Genomic DNA, 24,318 nt, shown 5'->3' with positions numbered 1-24,318 from the left:
GAAGATTTTTACTCTATATATATGTTGATTATAATCAACATTATTAAAATATTTATTATATTAAGATAGGTTGATTTGATACTAAAAATAACAAAATCTTATGTTCCTAGACTATCTACCTCATCCCCTTCCTGAAAATTGGTTGATTAGCGAAATAGATCAGGACAACGAATACCTGGAATTCCTTGGACATAATGGAGAATTCCTGGTGTCAATCATGAAACATGAATACGACAATCCTGAAAAGCCTTACTACCTAAGCTTAAGCCAACTAAAGGGGATTCTTGGACGATTTGATTTTGAAAGTCTGGATTGGCCGGAATGGTTTGAAAGTGCAAAGAAGGGTTTGGATTCGGCTTTGACACTTATGGAATGGATAAACCAGAACTATGGGACATTTAATCCGGTGACCAATTATGTGCTGGTGTCCTTGGGAACTGAGGAAAGGATAGATTCCATTAGAAGACATTTTGAAGGAAGGATTAGGATTCAGGAGTTCCAAAACCGCAAGTTGGTCTTTAGGGAAGTGAATTTGACATGGGGAGCAGGATCACATGCTGAGGCGGCTTTAAAAGCGATTGATATGCTTTACGAAGCACAAGCTTTTTTGATAAGGAAGATCTTGTGGTCGGATACCTATGCAATGAAAAATTCCAGTTGATAGAAGATCTGAGACCGGCAGTATTGGATCGGATAAAGAAAAGTACGGTTGTAAATTCAAGAAGTCAAAACCTATGAAAGCACTTGAAGAAATCCCCTTTAAGCCCGAGAAAGGTCATTTGGTCAAGCTTCACACACCATATCCTGAAGAAGACCCAAGTCAGTTGTACTTATTGTTAGAAGTAAAAGATTATGATCATTTTGATACCCCTTGGGCAGATATTCTGGCATTGGGTACAGGGTTTTCTTTTCCCTCTATCAATATGGTGAAGCTGGAAGATCTGGAAGTAGTGGAATGGAACACCGCTGAGTTGCTTGGCAATTATGAGGCAGTTCTCAAAGAAGACGGGGTGAAAGTTCCGGGTAAAATCATTCAAATTTCAACTGAGGGAAACAAAAAGGAAACTCTTGGAAGTTTGAGGATTCAGGCACTTATTAGGGATGAAAAAGGTGAAGAACACAGTGGAAGATTGTTAATGGATTCTTTGAGGTGATCTATTAGAAGACGGAATACCGAAGTATAATATAAACAGATGATTTTCGAAATCAATTTTATTTTGGTATATCTAATGGAAAATAACGTAAATTTTTTTACGTAATTCTTGCATATTTGTATTGTTAGATCTGATCAAGCCTCTTTCGGAGTTGAAACGTAATCAGATAAAGAATTGGCCCCTATTTAGGGGCCTTTTATATTTAAGAGATCTTTTAGTAATCCTATGTGAATATTTGCAGGTTTTCATTCTACAGAGAGTTTTTGGCTAAAGCTGGAAGCAGTAGAGATCCACTTATTGGAATGAGCTAAGTGCGCATTCCTATTGAATCGTTAGCTACGGTTTCACCTGAAAATTGGCGTAGTGGCATTCGTATTTTCTATAAATATCAAACAATCATAGTGTTTGATCAAAGGAATGAAATAAATATCTGTTTCTTTCTCTTTCCCATACCCGACCAATTTGGTGGGTCCGATAATGGCATCTGTGCTCAGTTCCTTCTTTAAAATTGACGTATCAACAATGGTAGAACTCCCCATTTCAGCGAGTTTATTTTCCCAGAGCTCGTATTCGCTAGACAGCAATTTTTCGGTTTTTAGTTTCTCTGTATAATCATGATCTCGATGAATATATTTCTCACCCATATAGGAATAGGTTCCTTGTAATGTCAAAAGCCCTACTGCGTAGTAATCCTCCTTAAACTCCTTTTTGAGATAATAGCCCATCAATCCGATTTCATTATCTGAAATGACTTCTTTGGATATATGAGCATTGTGAGCCCAAACGATGATTTTGTTGTCTGATTGATTGGCTAAATAAGAGATTCTTTCGGCCATTATTTCGTCCCTGCTCTGAATGGGCTGCTTATCCTTAAGATGGACATAATTGATGTAAGAGTTTTTTCCATTGAACAAAATCTCCTCGAGGGAATCAGTCAGTTTTCCTGAAACTTTCAACTGATTTTCAATGGCTAAAATATCATTGTAAATCCCATTTTTGAGATTGATTTCTTTCTTCCCGTCATCAGTTTCACTAGTTGAAATATTCAATTCAAGGTGTTTGAGAAGATTATTCAATTTTATATCCTTCATCGGTGCAACTTTGTCACTCAGCAATTCATAGAAGGCCCAGAGTGAATCATCGCAACCTTTAAATTCTACAGCATACTTAAGTTCGATTGTCCTTATACCATTGCAAGAAGGATTTCATTTCTTCAGTCTGGTAAATAGAAAACAGATGTTTCCGCATCAGACTGTCTATTGGACTGGTATCCAATTCCTTGTTAAATACTTCGATATCATCATAGGGACTTTCCAAAACCACCAGATTGAACCCTTTTTTCAGCTTGGATCAACCTTTTGCTGATCAATTCCCTAAGCCGGTAAAACTCTGAGGTACCATGGGTGCTTTCCCCAATGGCCACGATCTTTTTGTCTCCTACTTTGGCGATCAATGAGTCCAAATTTTTATTCCAAGTTTCTTGGTCAGGACCAGGTCCATTTGGACGGAGGGACTTTAACATTGCTGTATTTAAATCCTTAGAATTAAGGAAATCCTCCAATGTTACTCTTTTAGTTTCTTCTAAGGTTTGAATGTCCTTACCGTCTATACTTACCTTAAAATCGTGCGAAGCACAGGCTGTTCCTCCTTTGCCTAAAATCCCTCCTACATAGATATCTTTGGCATTGGAAGGATAAGGCACTTTTCTTGAATATTCTGTCCAATCACTACTCCCTCTGAGATTAAGGTTTTGCATAGTTTTGAAAGCCAAATGGGGGCCCTCTGAATAGCCGCGTATCCACATAATCAATCCAACAAAATCTTTTACATTTTCATATTTTATCCTGCCCGTCAGTTCAAGAGTTTCTCCAACATAACTAGCCGGAAATTTATACATGAGTGCTCCAAATTTCCCATTTTCATCAGAGACAACCTTCCCCACAATATTCCCATCGCTTTCTTTTTCCCCTTTTATGATGTCGAAACCACCATATTTATACCAACCCTTAGGCATTGATTGCTCAGCTGAGTCAAACTCATTGAAGTTTAAATTGAACTTGTTTTGGGCAGTAGAGACCAGAGGGGAGCCCAAAATACATAAGAGGAAAAGGTAGAATTTCAAAATGCGCATATTGATTTAGTAGGATGCTGAACAACCGATAAAAAATCCTTGATTAACTGATCTTTATTTATTTATAACTCATTGTTAAAAGGCTTTCAAGTAGGATTCGGCTCTAAAGTAGAGAATAGGAAAGGTTAGTTAGTTCCTTTTAAAATCATTTAACTAAAAAGTAGTCCTGCACTTTACCCCATTTCTTTACCAAGCATCGGTAAAGCTATCGGCAGAGTGATTATGAGCTCTAGAATTTAATAAGAGCAGTTTGGCTAAAGCCCGAATAATTGAATGACCCTCTAACTAGGAATGGGCTAAAGCCGCATTCCTAGTGATGGGATAGTGGGATAATGATATTAGGAATGAATAAAAGCCACATTCCTAGTGAAGGGATTTTGGAATAATGTTATTAATGAATTAAAACCGCCCTCCTAGTGATGGGATAGTAATTCAGGAATTGCCTGAAATCCTAATTCTATCTCAATGGAGAACTCATGAAATCGAATCCCATCAATTCCCTCCATCTTTAGATGGAGGAGATATAAAAATCCGATAGACAATTTCCGGCTTTAGCCGAATGATTGAATCCCGTGGTTTTTGGCTAAAGCCGGGGTTGGGGGGATAATCGAAAATAGGAATGAATAAAAGGAATGGGCTAAAGCCACATTCCTATTGATGGGATAGTGGGATAATGATATTAGGAATGAATAAAAGCCGCATTCCTAGTGATGGGGATTCTGAAGACGGGCTGAAGTGCCCTCCCAAGCATCACCTGTGATAGATAATGTATCTATCCCGAATCCGGAATACCTCGCAATAACGGGCCCTGTACTTACATAATCCACCCATAACTTGCTATGGCTATAAAGAGTGGGGCTTCCGCTGAAGGTAAACCGGAACTTGAGTTCTTTCTCACCACCAGAAGTGTAGGTAACATTCTTGTCCGTGCCAACGGTTATACTTTGGTACCCTTGGCCGTTACCGAAGTCTACAGCTATGGTCGTAGGTGACTGTCCTGTATTGCCATAAATCATGTTGCTTTGAAGTTTAAAAGAAAAACTGTTTCCCCTTAATTCACTTTTCATGGGAACCACTCCAAAAACTGTTTTCGTTTCGTAGGGATTTCTACCACTCACATCATAGATACGGTCATTGACAACCGTAACATCCCCGTTGCTGAGTGCATTAGCTTTATATTGTTGATATATATAGTGTTGGGAAGCTAGTAAAACGGTATTAGACTCGGTTCCCTGTTCATCCATTAAGTGCTCAAAAACAGCTTCGGGATCAGTCATGCCGGTAGCTGTGCCTATACGCATTGTATATAGGGAATTGTAGAGAGATTGCCATTGGGTTTTATCGACCCAATTCGTATCACTGATTGCTCCGTGATAAGCTTCCATACTGTTTAGCCGTATCCCGAATTCCTTCAGCAATCCGGTGGTTACTTTAGTTTTGTCGATGGCACCGAACACATGCTCCATCCTGTCGTAGTAATCTGTGTTTTGGGCAAAAGAAATCTGTCCGATAATGCACATAAGCAAAAGAATCAGTAATTTTTTCATGGCATGTATGCTTTAAAAAGATTCAAAAATTACTTAAGGAGTATATTGCAAGTCAAAACGGCCGTCGGTAACCCTGACCGTATCACATTGGTCATTTACTGTCGAGAACTCGAAGGTGCCGGAAATAATATAATTCGTACGGTCTATTTTTGAAAAGCTCATGGTGCCTTCAAATGTGTCAGTTATTTCGTACCTACAATTAAAATCTACATCTCTGATATAATAGCGAGCATTAAAAGCAGTCTCGTCTTTAAGATTGTAAGCCTTATCAATTTCAATAGGATCACTATGGAACATTGTTAATCCTTCGTCTAAGTTCTCCTCATCCAGATTTCCTCCAAACTGAAGCTGGCCTTGTTGAAAAATGGCTACTTGTTTAGATGTATTCCTCACCACAAAAGCCTCACCATTTACCAAGCAGCCAAAGGTATTTTCACCAGTCTGCGTAATGGCTGGGAGTTTTTCAAGTTCAGATTTTGGTTCACTTTTACTGAAAAGCCCCAGATCACAAGATGTACAAACGGCAAAAAGTAGTATGGATGTAGAAAACAGGATTTTTTTCATGATACTAATGGTATAAAAATTTTATTCTTATTGGAATTTAGTGGCTTTTTTTTTATTTAATCCAATGAAAACGAAACAATTGGTACTACTTTTTTAAAGAAACCTATAGAACATGCATCTAATTTACTCTAATTTTAGGAAGGGGTAAAAGCCAGACAATGATATCTTTAATGTTATTAATGAATTAAAACCGCCCTCCTAGTGATGGGATAGTAATTCGGGAATTGCCTAAAACCCTAATTCTATCTCATTGGAGAATTCATGAAATCGGATCCCATCAATTCCCTCCATCTTTAGATGGAGGATATATAAAAATCCGATAGACAATTTCCGGCTTTAGCCGAATGTTAAAATCCCGTGAATTTTGGCTAAAGCCGGGTTTGGGGGAATAATCGAAAATAGGAATGGGATTTTGGAATGAATAAAAGGAATGGGCTAAAGCCGCATTCCTATTGATGGGGATTCTGAAGGACGGGCTGAAGCACCATTCCAGTTTAAGCCATCGGTGTGACGAATTAATAGGAAGGAAAAATGGTTTGTATTTACTTGATTATTGGTTTAAAGCGATAGAAAACTTTTGATACTCCTCCTGATGGAGTTCTTCAATTACATTTTCAATTTCCTTTTCCTCCAATAGGGTATAAAGTTCTTTTTTCTGAGAGTAGAAGAGGTTTAAAAGATTTTCCTGCTCGGAGCCTGCCTTAGGCTTTTTAAGCATCAATTTGAACTTCCCTGATTTGAGACCTTTCGCTTCACTATAGCCCTTCAAAGCCGCGACCAGTATTTCGAATGAATTAAGCGTCAAGCTAATGTTTGTCATAGAACTGGTAAAGTCCACTGTTTCCATAGCCATCACTGCTCCGTTCTGCGCAATTAGATTTACAAAAGTATCACCATTCAGCCCAGGGAGCTGGTAAGGATCCAATTTCAATCCTACATCTGCTTTATCCTTAATAGGATATTTCTTCAGAAGACTTTGGATGTGGGTATGAAAATTTGGTTTTGGATTAACATCAGCTAGATCTGTATCCCCTACCCAGTTTTGATACAATTTCTGAAATGATTCCTCATTGATTTCAAAATTGAGTTCCTGAGCTGAATTAAACAATAGCGAGTTATTGGCGTATTTTTTCAAATACTCAAAGTAGTCTTTGCCAAATACTGGATTCTGAAAATCCACCAAACCTGAATAGGATGGTGATTTTTTGTTTTCGGTATTTACTTTTTCACCGATCTGGGAAAGGGTAGCTTTGGCAAGTTCATAGGAAGCTGCTCCAAGAACCTGCTTTACTAATTTGAGTTTTTTCTGGGAATAGGCATACCAAACCTTTTCTGGTGTTATCACCAGCAGGCCAATGAGAACCTTCTCGTTTCCGAAAGATCCCAAGGAATGGAATATGGGCACAAAAAAACTAGTCATATTAACGTAGCCTATCTTTGATCAAATATCTTGCCCTTTGAACACGAGCTTCATCGATCAGGAAGTTGATGAGGCGCTGAGGCAAATGTTTTGGAACTTCCCCTTCGACCGGAATTTGAGCATATGCCTGATTGACAATTTCTTCAATGCCGGAAAGGGAGGACAAAGGTAAGAAATTATCAACAATTTGGTGCAAATCCTCTTTGTTCAACAGCTTATAATACTTCTGAAAATAAGGACTTTCCGGCAGTTTGTGTGCAACTTCAGGTAGAAAAGAAGGGTTGAGAATTCTCAGTTTGGTCACACCTCCAAAACAAAAAGCATGATCAATGGGAACCCAGGTAAATTTCACCTGCTTATCAATTAGTCGGGCATGTATCAATAGATTATAGTTTGCCAATCCTTCTCTATTTACTCCCCTGTCCACATTATCCACCCACAAATCGAATAATGCTATTTTTATCAAAAGATATGGGTCAATAAACTTTTTAAGTAGGCTTCTTTTAGATATGCCCGTCAGGCTAGTTAGCAATTCTGTGTCTTGCAACCACTTAACAGCCAAGACCCAGGTCTTTTGTCGTAGAAGTCTTTTATTGAAAAATATTTTTTTGCTATCCAGGTGTAGGGGATCCACTTCCATCAGAGCTATTTCTGGACTACGGATACCTAGCCACGACAAGAGATCATGGCTCACCAATTCATAAAAAAGACAGTCTATTTCCTCCCGTTGGAGTTGGGTGAGGTATTTGCAAATGTAAATGTCTCCATCATCTGCTTGAATTTTCAATGGGTGGTGCCCGTCTGTCTCAAGTTCTTCAATAAAAAGTTGGGATTTAATACGACGTACAAGCATTCAAAAACTACAAATAAAAATTAAGAACTCAGTTAAATTAAGCAAATGGCTAATCTTTTCCTAAAAAACGCATAAGGTTCCACTCCTGCCTAAGTTGATCTCTGAGGAGTTTTTTGTTCCTGAAGATTGGGGTTGCCAAGGTTATTTTCATAAAGTGGTTTGTGGAGACACAAACCACGGCAGAAAGATATAATTCTCACTAGGAATGTGCTAAAGCCGCATTCCTAGTGATGGGATAATGATGAAGACCACCAGATCGGAAAAGGATCTCATCAATTCCCTCCTGCTTCAGCTGGAGGTTTAAAAAAATTCGATAGACAATTTCCGGCTTTAGCCGAATGTTTGAATCCTATGGTTTTTGGCTAAAGCCGGGGTATGGCGAATAATCGAAAATAGGAATGGGATTTTGGAATGAATAAAAGGAATGGGCTAAAGCCGCATTCCTAGTGATGGGATAGTGGGATAATGATATTAGGAATGAATAAAAGCCGCATTCCTAGTGATGGGGATTTTGGAATAATGTTATTAATGAATTAAAACCGCCCTCCTAGTGATGGGATAGTAATTCAGGAATTGCCTGAAATCCTAATTCTATCTCATTGGAGAATTCATGAAATCGGATCCCATCAATTCCCTCCTGCTTCAGCTGGAGGTTTAAATAAAAATCCGATAGACAATTTCCGGCTTTAGCCGAATGATTGAATCCTGTGGTTTTTGGCTAAAGCCGGGGTTGGGGGGAGAATCGAAAATAGGAATGGGATTTTGGAATGAATAAAAGGAATGGGCTAAAGCCACATTCCTATTGATGGGATAGTGGGATAATGATATTAGGATTAGGAATGAATAAAAGCCGCATTCCAATTAATGGGATTGAATCGTCTCTAGGAATGTGCATTCCTAGTGATGGGAAGCAGTCTTTCGTTTTTGGAATAGGAATAAGCTAAAGCGCAATTCCTTTTGAATTGAATAAAGACCATAGATAAGAATAGAATCCCATCAATTCCCTCCTGCTTCAGCTGGAGGTAGATGAAGACCGCCAGATCGGAAAAGAATCGAATCAATTCACGCCTTCTTTAGATGGTGGTCTATAAAAAACATCTTGTAATGCTTCCCTAATTCCCAAACTGTACAATTTCTGATGATCTCTGGATGGGTACACCCGGTTGGATAGAAAGATATATGTAAGCTTGTTTTCGGGATCTGCCCATACAAAAGTCCCAGTAAAACCGGAGTGGCCGAAACTTGCTGGGCTTGCCAAAGGGGATGGATCGCATCTGCCAAAGACAGCTCGGAATTGTTTAGGAGTGGTTTATCAAATCCCAATCCTCGACGGTTATCGTTTTCAGGAAATTGCACATCGGTAAACTCCTTGACGGTTTCTGCTGAAATAAGCTGTTGCCCATCTACACTGCCGTAATTCTGATATAAGAGCATCAGTTTTGCCAAGTCGTCGGCTGTGGCGAACAGGCCTGCATTACCTGAAATACCACCTTTCAGCGCAGCATTCTCATCGTGTACCCATCCGTTGACCAAGGTCTTTCTAAAGAGGGAATCCACTTCGGTTGCGACAATAATATTTGGGTAATTTTTCACTTTGGGTAAATATCCTAAAGTATAGGCACCTATTGGTTGGTAGAAATTTTCTTCCAAATAAGTTTGATAGTCTGTTCCTGTGAGTTGCTCGATCAAACTCGGGAAGATCAAAAAAGTAAGTCCCGAATACAGGTATTTCTTTTCCGCTGAAACTTCGGATCGATCGATGATCCGGTTCATCTTCCTTTCAAAACGCTTGTTGATATAAATCCCCTCATATGCTTGCCCTAGGAAACGCTTATTGGATGAATCATGCACAAATCTTCTTTTGATTTTGCCATTTTTCTTTACCACTTCATTCAAAAAAACGATGTAGGGGATTAACCCTGCTTGGTGAGCCAAAATCTCCCGAAGTGTGAGGTCTTTTTTATCTTTGTGCTTTCTCCACGGCTCCCAATAGGTACTAAACGGTTTGTCCAAATCAAGTTTTCCCTCGTCCACCAACTTCATCAAGGCAGGTAAAGGCCCAGCGATTTTGGTCACCGAAGCCAAATCATATAAGTCATCCAATGCGACAGGCTGAATGCTGTCGTAGGTATGATACCCATATGCTTTGTGAAAAATGACCGTATCATTCTTGGCTACTAAAACCTGTGCTCCTGGAAAAGCCAAACTGTCGATGCCCATTTTCATCAGGGAATCAACTTTATGTTCGATGTAAGCTTTATCAAATCCCATTTGAGATGGACTGGCATGAATCAATTCCCGCTGGGCAAATCCAAGTTGAATCAGGGTGATAATTAAGAAAAATGATATCGAGATTTTTTTCATTCTGGAAGAGTTTGCTTTAAAATTATTGAAAAATAAGCAATAGGAATGGTGTGAAGGCGAATTCGTTTTCATTTGGCTAAAGCCGGGGTTGGGGGGGGGAATTGGCTATAGGAATGGGCTATAGGAATGGGCTAAAGCCGCATTCCTACGTGATGAGATTGTAGAATGAATAAAAGATGGGAAGCGATCTTTCGTTTTTATTAGAATCGGATAAGGCCGCATTTCTAGTGATGTGTTGGTTTTTGGGCTTTATGCTAATCATTGAATTTCTGGAACCCGTGTTTTAAGATGAAATCCTCATATTCTTCCTGAAATGATTTCTTTCTATGATGTTGCTCTTGATTCTCGATGTACTTCTCTAACTTTCGGAAGAATTGATTCTGATTCAATCTGAGACACCATAATATTCATCTTGCCATTCAAATTTCTCTTCAGTCAGTTGATGTTTATTTATCCAAAAAGATGATTCGCCTTTAACTAACTGCATTATTCTTTGAATAGTTTGATCTGTTCCCAAGGAGATCAGGCAATGACAATGGTCTGAATACCCACTCACAAAGTCGACAAATATTCCTTTCTCCTTGGCATTTTGACGGATGTGGTCCCACACTTTCATTCTTAATTCTCGAGTATTCAGATAAGAAAATCGGTTTTTGGTACTCCATATGAAGTGGATGTAGACTTTGATAAATGACATAGCTGAATAATTTAAAAAACTCAATTAATTTAATCTTTGTCGAGAACAAATACTATAGATCTTTGAATTTGGCTAAAGCCGGGGTTAGGGGGTGAATTGGCTATAGGAATGGGCTAAAGCCGCATTCCTATTGATGGGATTTTGGAATGAATAAAAGGAATGGGCTAAAGCCACATTCCTATTGATAGGAAGCAATCTTTCGTTTTTGGAATAAAAATAAGAATCCGTGGATTTTGGCTAAAGCCGGGTTGGGGGGTGAATCGAAAATAGGAATGGGCTAAAGCCACATTCCTATTGATGGGATAGTGGGAATGATATTAGAAATGAATAAAAGCCAAATGTCTAATGATGGGATTGTGGAATCATATGAGCAATGAAATAAAGCCACATTCCTAGTGATGGGATTGTGGAATCATATGAGCAATGAAATAAAATGCATTCCTAGTGGTGGGATCTTAGGGTAATTATATTAATGAATTAAAACCGCCCTCCTTGTGATTGAAGCAATCTTTCGTTTTTGGAATAGGAATAAGAATCCGTGGATTTTGGCTAAAGCCGGGGTTGGGGGGTGAATCGAAAATAGGAATGGGCTAAAGCCACATTCCTATTGATGGGATAGTGGGAATGATATTAGAAATGAATAAAAGCCAAATGTCTAATGATGGGATTGTGGAATCATATGAGCAATGAAATAAAGCCACATTCCTAGTGATGGGATTGTGGAATCATATGAGCAATGAAATAAAATGCATTCCTAGTGGTGGGATCTTAGGGTAATTATATTAATGAATTAAAACCGCCCTCCTTGTGATTGAAGCAATCTTTCGTTTTTGGAATAGGAATAAGAGTCCGTGGATTTTGGCTAAAGCCGGGGTTGGGGGGAGAATCGAAAATAGGAATGGGCTAAAGCCGCATTCCTATTGATGGGATAGTGGGAATGATTTTAGGAATGAATAAAAGCCAAATGTCTAATGATGGGATTGTGGAATCATATGAGCAATGAAATAAAATACATTCCTAGTGATGGGATTGTGAGATAATGATATTAGGTATGAATAAAAGCGCATTCCTTGTGATTGAAGCCATCTTTCGTTTTTGGAATAGGAATAAGAGTCCGTGGATTTTGGCTAAAGCCGGGTTGGGGGGAGAATCGAAAATAGGAATGGGCTAAAGCCGCATTCCTATTGATGGGATAGTGGGAATGATTTTAGGAATGAATAAAAGCCAAATGTCTAATGATGGGATTGTGGAATCATATGAACAATGAAATAAAGCCACATTCCTAGTGATGGAAGCAATCTTTCGTTTGGATTCTTAGGAATGGAAATACCAGAACTTCAAGGGGGTTGATTGGGGCCGAGGCTTTTTGGTTATTTTTTGGTCGTCAAAAAGTGACAAAGATAAAACCTACAAAAAATGGAGGGTGGTGTATGGAATAGTGGCTCACCGAAAAAATATGAAGCAATCTTAAATAGAAATTATACTTTCTTTGAGAAATGAGTTTTAATCTGACATGCTTTGCCATTCAATTCAGGGTAAGCTCCTGAATATTATCACCCTATCTTCTTCTCTCATTCTTATCCTTTTTGATCTTTATTATTCTTCTGCGGAAAATTAGGTAGATGATAAGAATCACTGCAGGAATCACCAGAAAAATAACCAAGTCGCTTGTATCTGATAAGTCCACCGGCCCGGTTGGTTTGGGTATGTCCTTTGGCACTTGGGAATATGAAATGCTTGGTTTAAGGAATAGTACCAAAAGTAACGTGATTGTCGAGGAGATGTATTTTAAGAAGTTGTTCATCATGATAACTTTGTTTCTATTGTTAAAAGCAGCTCGTAAAAACTTATATGAAATGATGATTTAGGTTAAGACCCAGGAGTTTAGATAGCCTATCATTCGGCATAAAATTCTGCCATGCTAATTTCTCCACCGTTGGATGATCGATTCCAGATCAGATTTTCAGCCAAAGGAAAGAGATGTGCACTTGACTCAAAGAAGTGCATCATATATCCTGCAGTATTCACGAAGATCACAATATCTCCTACCTCTGGAAGCTTTCTCAGAGCTATTTTCCGCTTGAGTAGAACATCTCTTTCCAGACAATAAGCCCCAGTAAAGTACACTTCCGCGCTTTGCTCCTCCCCTTCTTCATTCTGATATATTACAAAAGGATCTAACATAAAATCAGCACTTCCACTGAGCATTTGGGTCATGTTCATTTCCAGACCGACCAACCAATCCCCTCTAGAATCCTTCTTTCTGAAAGCAACTTTGGCCGCAGTGAGTCCCACCTGATCTAACATAGACCTTCCAGGCTCCATTCTGACTTCAATACCTAGACTCTTCGTCTGTTCCGCCAGAGTATCCCCAGAAGACGTCTTATATGCTAATATTTTTCTAAGAAAATCACCTTTAGATAGGTAGTTCCAAAATGGATATGTTTTAAGCTCCCCCTGCAGCGCACCCCCGAAAACCTGCAATCCCAATCCTTGATTTTCGAAAGTAATCGGGTCAATCTTATTATTGATTGCCCGTCGAAGTTGCAAGCTAAAATTATCCCATTCTGTTTCGTATTTGAGGTAATTCATCAGGATCCCTCCACCTATATCTATGAATTCAGTTTTAAAACCTTTCTGAGACAAACGCTCGGATAACGCAAGACACTGACTCAACGCTATACTTCGCTCTTCTACGGAATAGCCATTTAGGTGAAAATGTAGCCCTTTGTAGCTCAGTTGATCAAATCGCGTAGACTCTGCAAAATTGTCTTTCACAAATGTGTTGAGGGTTTCAATATCAAAACCAAATCTGCTGTAAAGCTTTGAATCCCGAACTGTAAAACCACTTACTCGAAAAGCGATGTTTGCCTTTTTTCCTGCCTCTTTTGCAATTTCTTGTACCTGAATACATTCATCTTCATTATCAAGAACAAGTAGACTCCCCTTTCTAATTGCCTTATCAATCAGGCCCTTGTTTTTGACTGCTGCTGTTACAATCAAGTCCGACCCGGGAATCCCCATTTCCAGACATTGACTGTATTCCTGATAGCTGGCAGTGTCTATTCCCATCCCCAGGGAATGAGCCTTTTGAACCACAGCTTTGGTTTTGTTGGCTTTTCTGGCGAAAAAGATTCTATTCTTCAAACCTGCCTCCTCAAATATCCGATGGTAGGATTCATAATTCTCATCCATTGCATCCGTTTGATGGATGTTTATAGGTGAGCCGTGCTTTTCCAGCAGTTGATTCAATATGCCTTTTGCATTCATCAACTCATGCATCCAGGCAGATGTAATTGGAGTAAGTGTTGGTAAGTGAGCCATTAGATAGAATTTAATCGAAGTTGAGTTTCGGGTTCATTTAGAAGTAATTTTTGCGTTAGGTTTTTAGCCCAATCACTGACAAAATCATTCCGCTTCCTGGAAAGAGAATCATTGTCATAAGTGAGTCCTTCTGTAGGAGTGCCGGTAAAGGTTATTGTTTTATTTGCCCAGCCAGTCTCATCTACGGGGTGTCCTTTTTCATTGATAGCCAAACACCCAGGTCTGAAATCCAGACAGCCCTCCAAGCGATTCACATAAGGAATGATTAAATTCTGTTCAAGCAAGTTTTCATAGAGTGGGCCTGCACAGCGATGCAATTGGATTTTGGGAATCCGTGCATCGATAAGAAAGTCCACTGAAACCTGCTCCTCCTTATTCATTGATAGTGTATAATTTGATGCTTTGGAAATTTCCGGATTTTTGGAAAAAGAGAAATCTATTACCCCTGCTTTTGCTACAGCTAGTATTTTCTTCATGTTTTCAATTGGAGGACCATAAGTGATTCTATTCAGATGTCCGGCATATTTTTCCAGAAAAGTCTTTTGGGATTGTGGTTTCAAACCACCATAACTGTAAAGCTCATTGAAGAAATCGCTGAGATGTCGCCAGACATCAGCAGTTGCCGCAAAGGCACTTTTCTCTATTCCTATCTCCGCTTCCCGAATACTCATTTCTATGAATTCAAGGGTACTTTTATCCAATTCACTTTCTGGAAGAGTGCCTTCTAAGAAACTATGAAAATCAAACCTCGGAAGTTCAGGAAACTGCTCATGAAAGTTTTCAATTTGAAACTCCACCTCTGCATAGTCTTTTAAAACTTCCAATTCCAGACCTTTACTAGAAAACAATTTGGAGTAATAAACTGCTGTAAAGTCCTGCTCAATAAGAGGTAAAAGCTGGCGTTCGAAGTTATATTTTCCTTCTAAAGTTGAAATAAATTCAACTGACTCCTGCGTGAAATAAAAGGGAGCCAATGATGATTTCCCATAGGTATTGCCCCTTGGAATCATCGGTAATCCTGACTTTGAGAATGGAAAAAGCAGCTCAGGTTCTAACCCAGATTTGGTGTAGACCAGACGGCCATTTTCCTCCTCATGAAATTTGCCTCCTCTACCTTCAGTCAGTGCTAACACTGCATCGATAAAGGTCAATCCCATACCTTTGATAGCTACCTTGCTACCAGCTGAGACTTCCTTTAGACGTTGATCTACTGGGTAAATAAAGTCTATATGACTTGCCTCCGGCAGTAAATCAGCGTCATTGATACATGCATGCCCAGTGGCTATGAGCATGTTATCCACTTTATTTATTTCAACCTCGGTGCCAATAGCAGGGGTTTTGTAACAAACGGAATAATTCTCTTCTCTTCTTTCTATCCTTATGACATCACCTACATGCTTGAAAATAGAGATATGGTCTGGACAGTTTTCAACTAACTCATTGAATCCTTCAGCTAGGTATCTTCCCACAGTGGCCCTGGATGAAAATGTGGTTTCAGTAGCAGTTGGAAACTCATCTGCGTGCAGCTTCAACCATTCTACATAAGACCTGGGATGAGGAACTGCTGGTTTGGGATCTTGATCAGGCCACATATTGATGTAGGCATTGACATAATTCATCTTCAGGTAAGGCGGCTGGGCAGGATTATAAACTTCTCCAGCGCCAAAGGAATCTGACTTGTTGAACAGGTGAATTTCTATTGGAATAGGATGATCTACTTGCGCTAGATTAGCAAGAAGGCGCTCTAGGCCGTAGAGTCCTTTTGGACCTAATCCTACAATAGCTATTCTTTTTTTCTCTTGATTCATTGATGATATATTTTGACAATGTTAATCCGCAGGTAAGCCAATCTCTTATTTTTGCTCAGTTGGCTGGAAGACTGCAGTCCAAAAAGCAAGTTTTAACTACCTCTTTTAAAAGCTTCTTCCTTTAACTTCAAAAGGAGCCACTAGTCTAGTGGATTGAACGTTTAAGAAATCAAACGAGCACAGCTTCCCTAGTATTGATATTCTCTTCTACCCAATCCTCATTATAAATCGTATCTAAATACCTTTCTCCACGATCACATAAAATCATTGCTACAGAAGCTCCAGTCGGCATCTTTGAAGCATATTTTTGCACTGCTGAAGTGACAGCCCCTGAAGATCCACCGCATAGGATAGCTTCGGTATTTATCAACTTATGACAGCCTGCTACGCATTCTTCGTCAGTTACATGCACCACATCAAAAATTGATTCTATGTCCAAGAATTGGGATTTTCTGCCCGCCCCATGACCAGGGATTTTACGTTCACCAGCAGGAGTCCCGAAAATCACACTCCCAACTGCATCCACAGCAATTACCTTGGTTTTGAGCTTATTGCTATTGATGTATTCCGCACAGCCCATCAAAGTCCCACAGGTACTAGTAGCCGCAAAGAGGTAATCTGGCGCAGTTCCCAGATCTTTGACGATCTCATGCATGGTCTGTTTGTGAGCTACGGGATTTTGTGGATTTCCGTATTGATTAGTCCAAAAACTTCTGGGATTGTTTTTTAAAATTTCCTGCACTCTATCCAGCCTAGCCTGCAAATAGCCCCCTACTTGGGCAGGCTTGCTTACGAAATTCACTTTTCCTCCGTATGCTTTAATGATTTTTATATTTTGCTTATTAACCATTGGATCCACCACTACTTCCAGGTTAAGTCCAAAATACTTGCACGTTTGGGCGAGGCCAATGGCCATATTTCCCGAACTGGATTCTACCACCGTATCACCTTTTCTTAACTTTCCAGTTTCCATTGCGTCGGTAATCAGTTGTAAGGCGGTGCGATCTTTAATACTACCTCCGGGATTGAAAGCTTCCATTTTTGCAACAATTCTTAGCTGCTTTTCAGGAAATAATCGATTAAGGCGAACTAGTGGGGTATGCCCTACAGTATCCAATATTCTGGAGAAACAAGGTTGAGATGGGTTGTTCATTTTCCGACTTGGTTAAGCTTTGAGATTATAGTTGGTTTAGTTTTACAAGCTATTCCTAACTAAAACTGAACCTTTCAACTCTCTAGTGCTGAGAAGTACCCCTATTATTCCAAATACTAGCCGAGAACCTTCGCGAAAGGCATTCCCATTTTCACCTAAATTTTACCATAATCCCCCTTGAATATGATTTAAAAGGGATTTGAGAATTCACATGATAAAAAGCCAATAAAAATTACTTTAGACTATTATACACTAGTCTCAACTAATTTTTTATAAAAGAATGTAGAAATCATACCGAGATGTAGGAAAAATTCACCCCAATCTATCTTTTGGTTTTATTCTGGGGAAGGACGAAGACTAGTTGGGTAAATAGTCCCGAGGACGTAAGCCAGAAACTTCCTGTAGAAAAACTTTGCGTCCCTATATCAGTCCCATATCGGGAATCTTTTTTCACATCAACACCCCACTTATTGCAGATTCTACCACTATAATCCCTGGTAGGCCACTTATTTTTTTGGCTGAAAGATTGATTTCTATTCCAGTTGGAAATCAATTCTCGAGGGAATTTGAGGTTAAAACAGCATTTACAAGGTTTTAGAAAAGCAATATGAAATCAAAAGAAATACTACTTTCTCTTACGCTATTAGTCGTAGGAATCTATTTTTTTATCTTTGGAATCATAGAAGCTTCTGGCTTTCTAAAACCTCTGTCTATCGCAGTACTTTTGACATTGATTTGTATTCCTTTCTGTAGAAAACTTGAAAGCTGGAAGCTTTCTCGGGGTCTTTCTGCCTTAGTAAGTGTGGTTTTAAGCTTACTGGTATTTATCTCCTTCTTTACAATTATTACCGCTCAAATAGCCAATATATCCGAACGCTGGCCAGAAATTCAGCGAAAAATGCAACCCAAATTAGAAAAGGTACAAGAGACCATAGCCGAAAAAACAGGAGTCAATTTCCAAAAAGAATTTCAGATGCTTTATCCACCCAGTGAAGCAGAAAGTTCTACCAATTCGGAAAACGATAAGCAATCAAGTTCCTCAGCATCCCAAGCATCTTCTCCTAAAGAAATGGTCTCCAATGCCTCCGAAGAGATAGGCATGATTGTGATGAATTTTTTCAACTTTATGTCAGGTGCCGTACTTACTTTGGTTTACTTATTTTTTCTCCTGTTGTATAGAAATAAGGTAAAGCTGTCCGTTTTAAAGTTTTTCAGCAAAGCAAACCGGAAAGAAGCCGAAGAAGTGATGAATCATTCCATAGAGCTGGCATTGAATTTTATCGTAGGAAGAGTGATTTTAATAGCTTTTCTAGCGGTGATTTATAGCATTGGCCTATCACTTTCAGGAATCGAAAATGCCATACTCATCTCTGTCATTGCTGCTATTTTGTCTCTGGTGCCTTTTATAGGGAATATCATAGGATATGGATTGTCCCTAGTAATGGCAGTTTTTGCAGGAGCCGAGCTTTGGGGGATTATTGGAGTCAGTATCACCTTTGGACTTGCGCAATTTATAGAAAGCTATATACTAGAACCTTATGTCGTTGGAAGCAAAGTAGAAGTTAATCCTCTAGTCACCATAGTGGTGGTAATCCTGGGAGGTTCGATATGGGGAATCGTTGGAATGATTTTGAGTATCCCGATTGCTGGGATTTGTAAGATAATCTTTGATTCTATTCCTGCCCTACAGCCGATTGGCTATGCCTTAGGAGAAAAAGATGTAGAAGGTGCTGATGAAGAAAACTTCCTTAGTAAATGGGGCAAAAACCTGTGGGAAAAAGTTAGTAAGTAAGATTTAGAATTGATCGTAAATCTAGCTCTATGGGTCCTTTAAATGTTGAGTATCCTATCCACATTTCTCCGAATTTGGCTTAAACTAAAGTAGTTTAAGCTTCCTAATCTGTTTCGAATGAATCAACGGCGGTATTCCGCAAAAAAAGGCTGGCGATTATCCAGACCTTTTGATTAGTTCACAACTCATTTTAATACGCTTCGGCCAAAATATCCATAGCAGCCTCAGCCCATTCGATTATTTTTTGCCGCTGAGCATCATCCAAATCAGCCTCTGCGTGCATAGTGATGTAAATCGGCAAGGGCATGTGTTTCTCTTCTACGGTGGAATAAATATCATCCAAAATAGCCAGCTGATCCATCAGCTCATATTCTGACCATATTGAAAAGTTAACCTCTTCCCTAGCCATTTTCACGTCTTTGGCAACAAGCCAAGAAACAGGTGCCACGTGAGAATACCACGGGTATTGAGTTACGTTACTATGGCAATTATAGCAGGCAGTTTGAAGTAAATCAGCTACTTCTCCATCTACAATTCCAGAACCGATTAAATCCCCAGGATTATCCTGAGTCACTTCAGGAAGTTCGGTGGGAACTAGTTGAATTCCAAGGATGATCAGGGCTACTACTAGCCCTGAATAGTGCCAAACCTTCATTTACTCTCCTTTTTTCTTCTTTCCAGCACTCCATTCTTTTAGAATTGCCATCTCCTCTTCAGATAGCTTTCCCTCAGGTTTATTTTCCAAAAACCTAGCTGGGGGCATATCACCTTCAGTCAGCACTTCGTTGATTTTTGACATAGTTGCTAATTGCTTGGATTTCTTTTCCGCTTCGAAAAAATCCCAATCCAACTTCTTCTTGCCCTTTTCATTTTTAGATTCGGCATTGTGGCAACCGTAGCATTTTTGATCTACTATCGCTTTCACATTAGCAGGCATTTTAGCATCGAATAGAAGGAAATCTGGGTGTTTTTCAGCTTCCGGTTTTTGGGAAGCCTGAAAAAACAAGAGGCCTACAATCGCGGCCGCAGGGAGCAAAGCAATTCTTTTCATAGTCATAGGGGTTAGTGAAATATTCTATTGAATTTAATACGTCTAGCAGATACAATATGATTTTTTTTTCTGATTTTTTAATATAAGAAAATGTATATCCGCTTTTCTACCAGTAAAGGGGGAAAAGCAATCTAGAATTTGTTCAAAATTATATATGAGGTCACTTCAGCCTGTCCCGCCAATGCGGGAGTCTTCGGTCATCGGTCTTCCGACCAGATAAGCAAAGAATCTAAGGCTACTGGCATCATTACGGATAATCACATATAAGAATTTGACAAATGGCTAAACCAACAACTATTCTACCGTTCTTATTATACATTTACTAGTCTTAATTGTCTATAAATTAACTTTGTGACTAGTAATCCTAAACCATGAAATAACTCACATGTCCAAGAAACCCGAAGTATGGCTAAGAGGACCGATTGAAGGCTATCCCCTGCTTTTGCAACCTGTAGTACATGCGGTTTTACAAGCGCAGGAAGAAATTCATGCATTGATGAGGGATTTCTCATTAGAATTACTTTGGGAAAGACCCGCAGGAATGGCTAGCCCAGCATTTCATTTGCAGCATATCGGCGGAGTACTGGATAGAATGGTGACTTATGCTAAGGGTGAATCTCTTACTACAGAGCAGTTTGCTTACTTGAAAAAAGAAGGAGTGGTAGAAAAGAAACTGACAACTGAAGAGCTGTTGAATTTTCTTGATCTGCAGATTCAGGCCTTTTTGAAATTTGTAGAACAAACCAATACGGATAAACTGACTGAATTCCGCGGTGTTGGTAGAGCTCAACTCCCCTCTTCTGTAGGAGGTTTACTTTTCCATGCAGCAGAACATATGACAAGGCATTTGGGACAGTTGCTTGTCACAGTGAAAATTTTGCAGGAATAAGTCCAGTGCTGGCAAATCAGGAGAGCGAACCACTTTATGCTCTAAAAAACAATTGGTGATAAAACAGAAAAATCCCTGTTGTTAACAAGGATTTTATCATTTGTAAATATTTAGAATAAAGCTTAGCTCGCTTCGTCCTGCAAAGCCTTAATATTATTGTCTGTGTAGAATTTGTCCCTGAGCTCTTGGAATTCTTCTTCTAGGGAAGTGACTAGGGCAAGATTGCTATCAACATTTGACCACATTTCAGGCAGTTTCTTCTCCAGTAGACTTACACCTAGATTGATATTATCTGCTTCAATTTTCGATATTTTCTTCAATACAGAAGTTTGACTATTCTTCAAATCATCAAATTCCCTCAGGATTTTATCCATCATTTCAAGTTTTTCTAACTTATCCATAGTTCTAATTTTTAGTTAACTGAATTTTCCTGCCTTTTTAATATACTAATTATCTTCCATTTAGTAATTTAAACGGCGTTCAACTTTCTTGGTAAACACACTCACAATGAAGCTAATACCTCTAATTTCTTTTCGCAGGATAGGAAAAAAGGAAATCTTAACTCATACCTCCGACGTGCTATTATAGTTTGTCTTCAAAGGTGAAATGATCAGAATTTAGCTTTCCTCCACTTCTTAAAATCAGGTATGCACCGGCTACACCAAACGCCACTTTCAAGGCTATATTTTTTTTGGACAAAGCCAGCGAGAGTACATAGGTCCCAGCGATTAGAGATGTCAGTCCCTCTGAATAATTGGTAATTTTTCTTAAGCTATTCATAGCTTTATGGTCTTTATTTGTCAGGATAATTTCACTCATTGGAACTAGAGGTTCAAATAACATGCTAGATGAATTTTCCATGCTCAGCAGCTATAAATACCATAGTTCGTTCTAAAAAGGATTAAAATCAAGTAGTATGTGCCCCAAATTGAGGAGAAGGAAAAAGTAGTTGGCAGCCCTTAGGATTGGTTATGACTCACTCAATAATGACTTCAACTCCTATTTTTCAAGCAGGTTTAAACGCACAATTATTTCTTCGGTATCCCCATTTCCATAAGAATCTTATATTTTGCAAACCCTTCATTAACTGAAGGAAATCAATGCTAAACCTAGTTATCTCACTTAATGCGCAATTCCAATACTCTCATACTTTCCTGTAGTATATCACTGGCTATTTTCTCCAGTTGCACTCCAGAAAAATCACCTTTTGATGTTTCACCTGCGGATTCTATGGACCCTAAACGATTGGAACAACCCTACCCTGCCATCAGCATTCCTGAAGATGCAGACATGGAATCTCCAGTTTGGAAAGGCATAGATCTTAGCCCTCAAGCACCTTTGGTGCCTGTATCGGCCAATGAAGAATTGAAATCCTTTAAACTTCAGCCTGGATACAAGCTTGAGCCGATTTTGTCTGAACCTCAAATCCGCGAACCTGCGGCGATTCAGTTTGACGGAAATGGACGAATGTATGTACTCGAACTCAGAACTTACATGCAAGACATCGATGCTACCGGAGAATTGATGCCTACGTCGAGAATATCCAGATGGGAGGACAAAGACAATGATGGGGTATATGAAACAAGTGTAATCTTCTTGGACAGGCCTGGTATTTCCACGTTATGTAGTTCCTTTTGGCAAAAACACCATTTTATCCATGGAGTCAAATGAGGACAATGTTTACAAATACACGGATACTGATGGGGATGGAAAGGCCGATAAGAAGGAACTTTTCGCCTCTGGATTGGGAAGATCCGGTAACGTGGAGCATCAGACTAGTTTCCTGACTTGGACCATGGACAACTGGATGTACAGTACTTACAATTCCCGAAGAATCCGCTGGACACCTGATGGAGTGATTCAAGAACCTGCAGGAAATCCTTGGGGGCAATGGGGAGTAACTCAGGATAATTATGGACAGACATGGTTCCATGGACGGTGCAGGAGGAGTTCCTCAAGGATTCCAGTTCCCACTAGTCTATGGTAATTTCGGGGTCAAAGGCCAATATAAAGATGGATTCAGGGAGCCTTTTAGTTTGGTAAAATTGGCTGATTTCCAACCTGGAATGCGGGAAGCAAAAGCAGATGGCTCACTTAATAATGTGACAGGTGCAGCTGGAAATGACGTTTTTCGCGGAGACAGACTTCCAGCAGAGATACAAAACAAATACTTTTATGGTGAGCCGGTAGGCCGTATAGTTCGCCAGGTAAACACCGAGAAAATAGAAGGTCTATCGTATATACAAAACCCATACAGAGAAGCTCAATCTGAGTTTATTCAATCCACAGACCCTTTATTCAGACCAGTAGATATAGCCACTGCTCCGGATGGCACCATGTATATCGTCGATATGTATCGAGGTATAATTCAGCAAGGAAACTGGACTCAAGATGGAAGCTACCTTCGTACCAAAATCCAGCAATATCAAATGGATGATATTGCCGGAAATGGGCGAATCTGGAGACTAACCTATGAGGGGATGGAAAGAAACAAGGAGAAGCCAAAAATGCTAGAAGAGACTTCAGCTCAACTTGTACGACATCTAAGCAATCCAAATGGATGGTGGAGAGATAAAGCTCAGCAGCTAATTATCTTGAATCAGGATAAATCAGTGGCCGGTGACTTAGAAAAAATTGTAAATACATCTGACAATGAGTTGGCCAGGATTCACGCCTTATGGACCTGGAAGGTTTAAATTCTCTTAAACTCCAAATGGTTAAAAAGTTGCTCAAGGATGAAAGTCCTCAAATGCGTATTCAGGCACTCCGTGCAAGTGAAAGTCTTTATAAATATGGGGAAAAGAGTTTGGCTGCAGACTATAGGGAAATGATCAACGATTCCTCACGAGATGTGGCTTTACAAGCTTTGTTAAGTGCATTTGTTCTTAAAATAGATCAGAATGAAGAGTTGATTAAATCAACCTTGGCAGTAAATCAATCTGAGGGAATGCAGCTTGTTGGGACGCAGCTATTGGAGCGTATCGCAAAGGAAAAGGAATTGGCCGCTACTCAGTTTGAGCCTCAACAACTTGCTCTTTACAACAAAGGCAAAACCATCTTCGACAGTTACTGTTCTACTTGTCATGGGCCTAAAGGATTGGGGACACCAACTGGCAGCGGGGAACTAATTGCACCTGCATTCTCCGGTTCTCAGAGACTAATGGGTCATCCTGAATACGCAGTTAAAACGTTGCTGCACGGATTGAATGGAGCTTTGGATGGAAAGGAATACGAGGGAGTAATGATTGCGATGGATAGCAATGACGATGAATATATCGCTTCTGTAGTATCCTATATCCGAAATGATTTTGGGAATTCCGGAAGCTTCGTAAGTCCTGAATATGTAGCACAACTTAGAAAAGAAACAGCTGATAAAGAGGGAACTTACCAGTTTGACGAACTTGTCTCAGAAATCCCAAAGGCACTTCTATTACAGGATAACTGGAAAATTTCTGCAAGCAGCACTACATTGCAAGGCGTAGGCTCTACTAAGGACCCTTCTTATGCTTTTACATACAAAGGATGGAAAACAGAAAGCCCTCAAGAAGCAGGCATGTGGCGTACCAAATAG

At 39.5% G+C, this 24,318-nt stretch carries 23 protein-coding genes and 2 pseudogenes; 9 read left to right on the top strand and 16 right to left on the bottom strand.

What is annotated here, in order from left to right:
- Positions 1–100: 100 nt before the first annotated feature.
- Both AC0L6R_RS05610 and AC0L6R_RS05605 read left to right on the top strand, forming a co-directional pair.
- A complete protein-coding gene (locus tag AC0L6R_RS05610; RefSeq protein ID WP_473270311.1) occupies positions 101–661 on the top strand; it encodes a hypothetical protein in 561 nt (186 codons plus the stop codon).
- Between the two features lie 73 nt (positions 662–734).
- Positions 735–1,154 (top strand): hypothetical protein, encoded by a 420-nt coding sequence (locus AC0L6R_RS05605; RefSeq protein WP_473270310.1) that lies wholly within the window; start codon positions 735–737, stop codon positions 1,152–1,154.
- A 344-nt stretch (positions 1,155–1,498) separates the two neighbouring features.
- On the opposite strand, the gene AC0L6R_RS05600 is transcribed toward AC0L6R_RS05605, so the two are convergent.
- The 9 genes and pseudogenes from AC0L6R_RS05600 to AC0L6R_RS05560 all read right to left on the bottom strand — a co-directional run bounded on the left by AC0L6R_RS05600 (position 1,499) and on the right by AC0L6R_RS05560 (position 10,730).
- Complete coding sequence (locus tag AC0L6R_RS05600) at positions 1,499–2,245, bottom strand: erythromycin esterase family protein (protein ID WP_473270309.1); 747 nt, start codon at positions 2,243–2,245, stop codon at positions 1,499–1,501.
- A 209-nt stretch (positions 2,246–2,454) separates the two neighbouring features.
- Entirely contained in the window at positions 2,455–3,285 is an 831-nt protein-coding gene (locus AC0L6R_RS05595) for a hypothetical protein (protein ID WP_473270308.1), read from the bottom strand.
- A 704-nt stretch (positions 3,286–3,989) separates the two neighbouring features.
- Entirely contained in the window at positions 3,990–4,832 is an 843-nt protein-coding gene (locus AC0L6R_RS05590; protein WP_473270306.1) for a hypothetical protein, read from the bottom strand.
- A gap of 33 nt (positions 4,833–4,865) precedes the next feature.
- Positions 4,866–5,396, bottom strand: a complete 531-nt coding sequence (locus AC0L6R_RS05585; protein WP_473270304.1) for a Riean_0653 family protein — start codon at positions 5,394–5,396, stop codon at positions 4,866–4,868.
- Between the two features lie 550 nt (positions 5,397–5,946).
- Entirely contained in the window at positions 5,947–6,816 is an 870-nt protein-coding gene (locus AC0L6R_RS05580; RefSeq protein WP_473270302.1) for a hypothetical protein, read from the bottom strand.
- 1 nt (position 6,817) lies between these two features.
- A complete protein-coding gene (locus AC0L6R_RS05575) occupies positions 6,818–7,669 on the bottom strand; it encodes a HipA family kinase (RefSeq protein ID WP_473270300.1) in 852 nt (283 codons plus the stop codon).
- A gap of 1,057 nt (positions 7,670–8,726) precedes the next feature.
- Complete coding sequence (locus AC0L6R_RS05570) at positions 8,727–8,927, bottom strand: serine hydrolase (RefSeq protein ID WP_473270299.1); 201 nt, start codon at positions 8,925–8,927, stop codon at positions 8,727–8,729.
- A gap of 119 nt (positions 8,928–9,046) precedes the next feature.
- Positions 9,047–9,889, bottom strand: a pseudogene (locus AC0L6R_RS05565) (serine hydrolase domain-containing protein); the annotation flags it as partial.
- 398 nt (positions 9,890–10,287) lie between these two features.
- A pseudogene (locus AC0L6R_RS05560) lies at positions 10,288–10,730 on the bottom strand (transposase).
- Between the two features lie 1,622 nt (positions 10,731–12,352).
- Here AC0L6R_RS05560 and AC0L6R_RS05555 point away from each other — a divergent pair.
- Complete coding sequence (locus AC0L6R_RS05555) at positions 12,353–12,598, top strand: hypothetical protein (protein ID WP_473270297.1); 246 nt, start codon at positions 12,353–12,355, stop codon at positions 12,596–12,598.
- Positions 12,599–12,626: 28 nt separating this feature from the next.
- On the opposite strand, the gene AC0L6R_RS05550 is transcribed toward AC0L6R_RS05555, so the two are convergent.
- From AC0L6R_RS05550 to sbnA, 3 genes are all read right to left on the bottom strand, one after another.
- On the bottom strand, positions 12,627–14,054 hold the full coding sequence (locus AC0L6R_RS05550) for a type III PLP-dependent enzyme domain-containing protein (RefSeq protein ID WP_473270295.1): 1,428 nt from the start codon (positions 14,052–14,054) through the stop codon (positions 12,627–12,629).
- Complete coding sequence (locus AC0L6R_RS05545; protein ID WP_473270293.1) at positions 14,054–15,862, bottom strand: FAD/NAD(P)-binding protein; 1,809 nt, start codon at positions 15,860–15,862, stop codon at positions 14,054–14,056. The genes AC0L6R_RS05550 and AC0L6R_RS05545 overlap by 1 nt, the downstream gene beginning before the upstream one ends.
- A 169-nt stretch (positions 15,863–16,031) precedes the next feature.
- Complete coding sequence (gene sbnA / locus AC0L6R_RS05540; protein ID WP_473270292.1) at positions 16,032–17,015, bottom strand: 2,3-diaminopropionate biosynthesis protein SbnA; 984 nt, start codon at positions 17,013–17,015, stop codon at positions 16,032–16,034.
- 607 nt (positions 17,016–17,622) lie between these two features.
- Between sbnA and AC0L6R_RS05535 the strand changes: the two genes are divergently transcribed.
- Positions 17,623–18,807, top strand: coding sequence for an AI-2E family transporter (locus AC0L6R_RS05535; protein WP_473270290.1), 1,185 nt, complete (start codon positions 17,623–17,625; stop codon positions 18,805–18,807).
- Between the two features lie 190 nt (positions 18,808–18,997).
- Here AC0L6R_RS05535 and AC0L6R_RS05530 read toward each other — a convergent pair whose 3' ends face one another.
- Positions 18,998–19,462 (bottom strand): heme-binding domain-containing protein, encoded by a 465-nt coding sequence (locus AC0L6R_RS05530; RefSeq protein WP_473270288.1) that lies wholly within the window; start codon positions 19,460–19,462, stop codon positions 18,998–19,000.
- Positions 19,463–19,858, bottom strand: a complete 396-nt coding sequence (locus AC0L6R_RS05525; RefSeq protein ID WP_283410968.1) for a heme-binding domain-containing protein — start codon at positions 19,856–19,858, stop codon at positions 19,463–19,465. It abuts the gene before it with no gap.
- Between the two features lie 385 nt (positions 19,859–20,243).
- On the opposite strand from AC0L6R_RS05525, the gene AC0L6R_RS05520 reads away from it, so the two are divergent.
- A complete protein-coding gene (locus AC0L6R_RS05520) occupies positions 20,244–20,747 on the top strand; it encodes a DinB family protein (protein WP_473270286.1) in 504 nt (167 codons plus the stop codon).
- Positions 20,748–20,869: 122 nt separating this feature from the next.
- Here AC0L6R_RS05520 and AC0L6R_RS05515 read toward each other — a convergent pair whose 3' ends face one another.
- Together AC0L6R_RS05515 and AC0L6R_RS05510 are read right to left on the bottom strand one after the other, a co-directional pair.
- A complete protein-coding gene (locus tag AC0L6R_RS05515) occupies positions 20,870–21,148 on the bottom strand; it encodes a hypothetical protein (protein WP_473270285.1) in 279 nt (92 codons plus the stop codon).
- A 181-nt stretch (positions 21,149–21,329) separates the two neighbouring features.
- Entirely contained in the window at positions 21,330–21,566 is a 237-nt protein-coding gene (locus tag AC0L6R_RS05510; protein ID WP_377918766.1) for a hypothetical protein, read from the bottom strand.
- 306 nt (positions 21,567–21,872) lie between these two features.
- On the opposite strand from AC0L6R_RS05510, the gene AC0L6R_RS05505 reads away from it, so the two are divergent.
- The 4 genes from AC0L6R_RS05505 to AC0L6R_RS05490 are packed head-to-tail and all read left to right on the top strand — an operon-like array spanning position 21,873 to position 24,318.
- Positions 21,873–22,418, top strand: a complete 546-nt coding sequence (locus AC0L6R_RS05505; protein ID WP_473270283.1) for a DUF7133 domain-containing protein — start codon at positions 21,873–21,875, stop codon at positions 22,416–22,418.
- Positions 22,405–22,734: a DUF7133 domain-containing protein gene (locus AC0L6R_RS05500; protein WP_473270281.1), complete on the top strand. Its 330-nt coding sequence runs from the start codon at positions 22,405–22,407 to the stop codon at positions 22,732–22,734. The genes AC0L6R_RS05505 and AC0L6R_RS05500 overlap by 14 nt, the downstream gene beginning before the upstream one ends.
- Positions 22,661–23,443 carry a DUF7133 domain-containing protein gene (locus tag AC0L6R_RS05495; protein ID WP_473270280.1) on the top strand — a complete coding sequence of 261 codons (783 nt, stop codon included), beginning with the start codon at positions 22,661–22,663 and terminating at the stop codon, positions 23,441–23,443. Before AC0L6R_RS05500 ends, AC0L6R_RS05495 begins: the two co-directional genes overlap by 74 nt.
- Positions 23,444–23,460: 17 nt before the next feature.
- Positions 23,461–24,318, top strand: a complete 858-nt coding sequence (locus AC0L6R_RS05490; RefSeq protein ID WP_473270278.1) for a c-type cytochrome — start codon at positions 23,461–23,463, stop codon at positions 24,316–24,318.

This window comes from Algoriphagus sp. 10J20-15, assembly GCF_055809615.1.
This window is presented reverse-complemented; position numbering and strand designations above follow the sequence as displayed.

Bases quoted from the DNA above. Each gene is read 5' to 3' on its own strand.
- AC0L6R_RS05610 (WP_473270311.1), top strand. From the start codon at position 101: ATGTTCCTAGACTATCTACCTCATCCCCTTCCTGAAAATTGGTTGATT.
- AC0L6R_RS05605 (WP_473270310.1), top strand. From the start codon at position 735: ATGAAAGCACTTGAAGAAATCCCCTTTAAGCCCGAGAAAGGTCATTTG.
- AC0L6R_RS05600 (WP_473270309.1), bottom strand. From the start codon at position 2,245: ATGAAGGATATAAAATTGAATAATCTTCTCAAACACCTTGAATTGAAT.
- AC0L6R_RS05595 (WP_473270308.1), bottom strand. From the start codon at position 3,285: ATGCGCATTTTGAAATTCTACCTTTTCCTCTTATGTATTTTGGGCTCC.
- AC0L6R_RS05590 (WP_473270306.1), bottom strand. From the start codon at position 4,832: ATGAAAAAATTACTGATTCTTTTGCTTATGTGCATTATCGGACAGATT.
- AC0L6R_RS05585 (WP_473270304.1), bottom strand. From the start codon at position 5,396: ATGAAAAAAATCCTGTTTTCTACATCCATACTACTTTTTGCCGTTTGT.
- AC0L6R_RS05580 (WP_473270302.1), bottom strand. From the start codon at position 6,816: ATGACTAGTTTTTTTGTGCCCATATTCCATTCCTTGGGATCTTTCGGA.
- AC0L6R_RS05575 (WP_473270300.1), bottom strand. From the start codon at position 7,669: ATGCTTGTACGTCGTATTAAATCCCAACTTTTTATTGAAGAACTTGAG.
- AC0L6R_RS05555 (WP_473270297.1), top strand. From the start codon at position 12,353: ATGATAAGAATCACTGCAGGAATCACCAGAAAAATAACCAAGTCGCTT.
- AC0L6R_RS05550 (WP_473270295.1), bottom strand. From the start codon at position 14,054: ATGGCTCACTTACCAACACTTACTCCAATTACATCTGCCTGGATGCAT.
- AC0L6R_RS05545 (WP_473270293.1), bottom strand. From the start codon at position 15,862: ATGAATCAAGAGAAAAAAAGAATAGCTATTGTAGGATTAGGTCCAAAA.
- sbnA (WP_473270292.1), bottom strand. From the start codon at position 17,015: ATGAACAACCCATCTCAACCTTGTTTCTCCAGAATATTGGATACTGTA.
- AC0L6R_RS05535 (WP_473270290.1), top strand. From the start codon at position 17,623: ATGAAATCAAAAGAAATACTACTTTCTCTTACGCTATTAGTCGTAGGA.
- AC0L6R_RS05530 (WP_473270288.1), bottom strand. From the start codon at position 19,462: ATGAAGGTTTGGCACTATTCAGGGCTAGTAGTAGCCCTGATCATCCTT.
- AC0L6R_RS05525 (WP_283410968.1), bottom strand. From the start codon at position 19,858: ATGAAAAGAATTGCTTTGCTCCCTGCGGCCGCGATTGTAGGCCTCTTG.
- AC0L6R_RS05520 (WP_473270286.1), top strand. From the start codon at position 20,244: ATGTCCAAGAAACCCGAAGTATGGCTAAGAGGACCGATTGAAGGCTAT.
- AC0L6R_RS05515 (WP_473270285.1), bottom strand. From the start codon at position 21,148: ATGGATAAGTTAGAAAAACTTGAAATGATGGATAAAATCCTGAGGGAA.
- AC0L6R_RS05510 (WP_377918766.1), bottom strand. From the start codon at position 21,566: ATGAGTGAAATTATCCTGACAAATAAAGACCATAAAGCTATGAATAGC.
- AC0L6R_RS05505 (WP_473270283.1), top strand. From the start codon at position 21,873: ATGCGCAATTCCAATACTCTCATACTTTCCTGTAGTATATCACTGGCT.
- AC0L6R_RS05500 (WP_473270281.1), top strand. From the start codon at position 22,405: ATGGAGTCAAATGAGGACAATGTTTACAAATACACGGATACTGATGGG.
- AC0L6R_RS05495 (WP_473270280.1), top strand. From the start codon at position 22,661: ATGGACAGACATGGTTCCATGGACGGTGCAGGAGGAGTTCCTCAAGGA.
- AC0L6R_RS05490 (WP_473270278.1), top strand. From the start codon at position 23,461: ATGGTTAAAAAGTTGCTCAAGGATGAAAGTCCTCAAATGCGTATTCAG.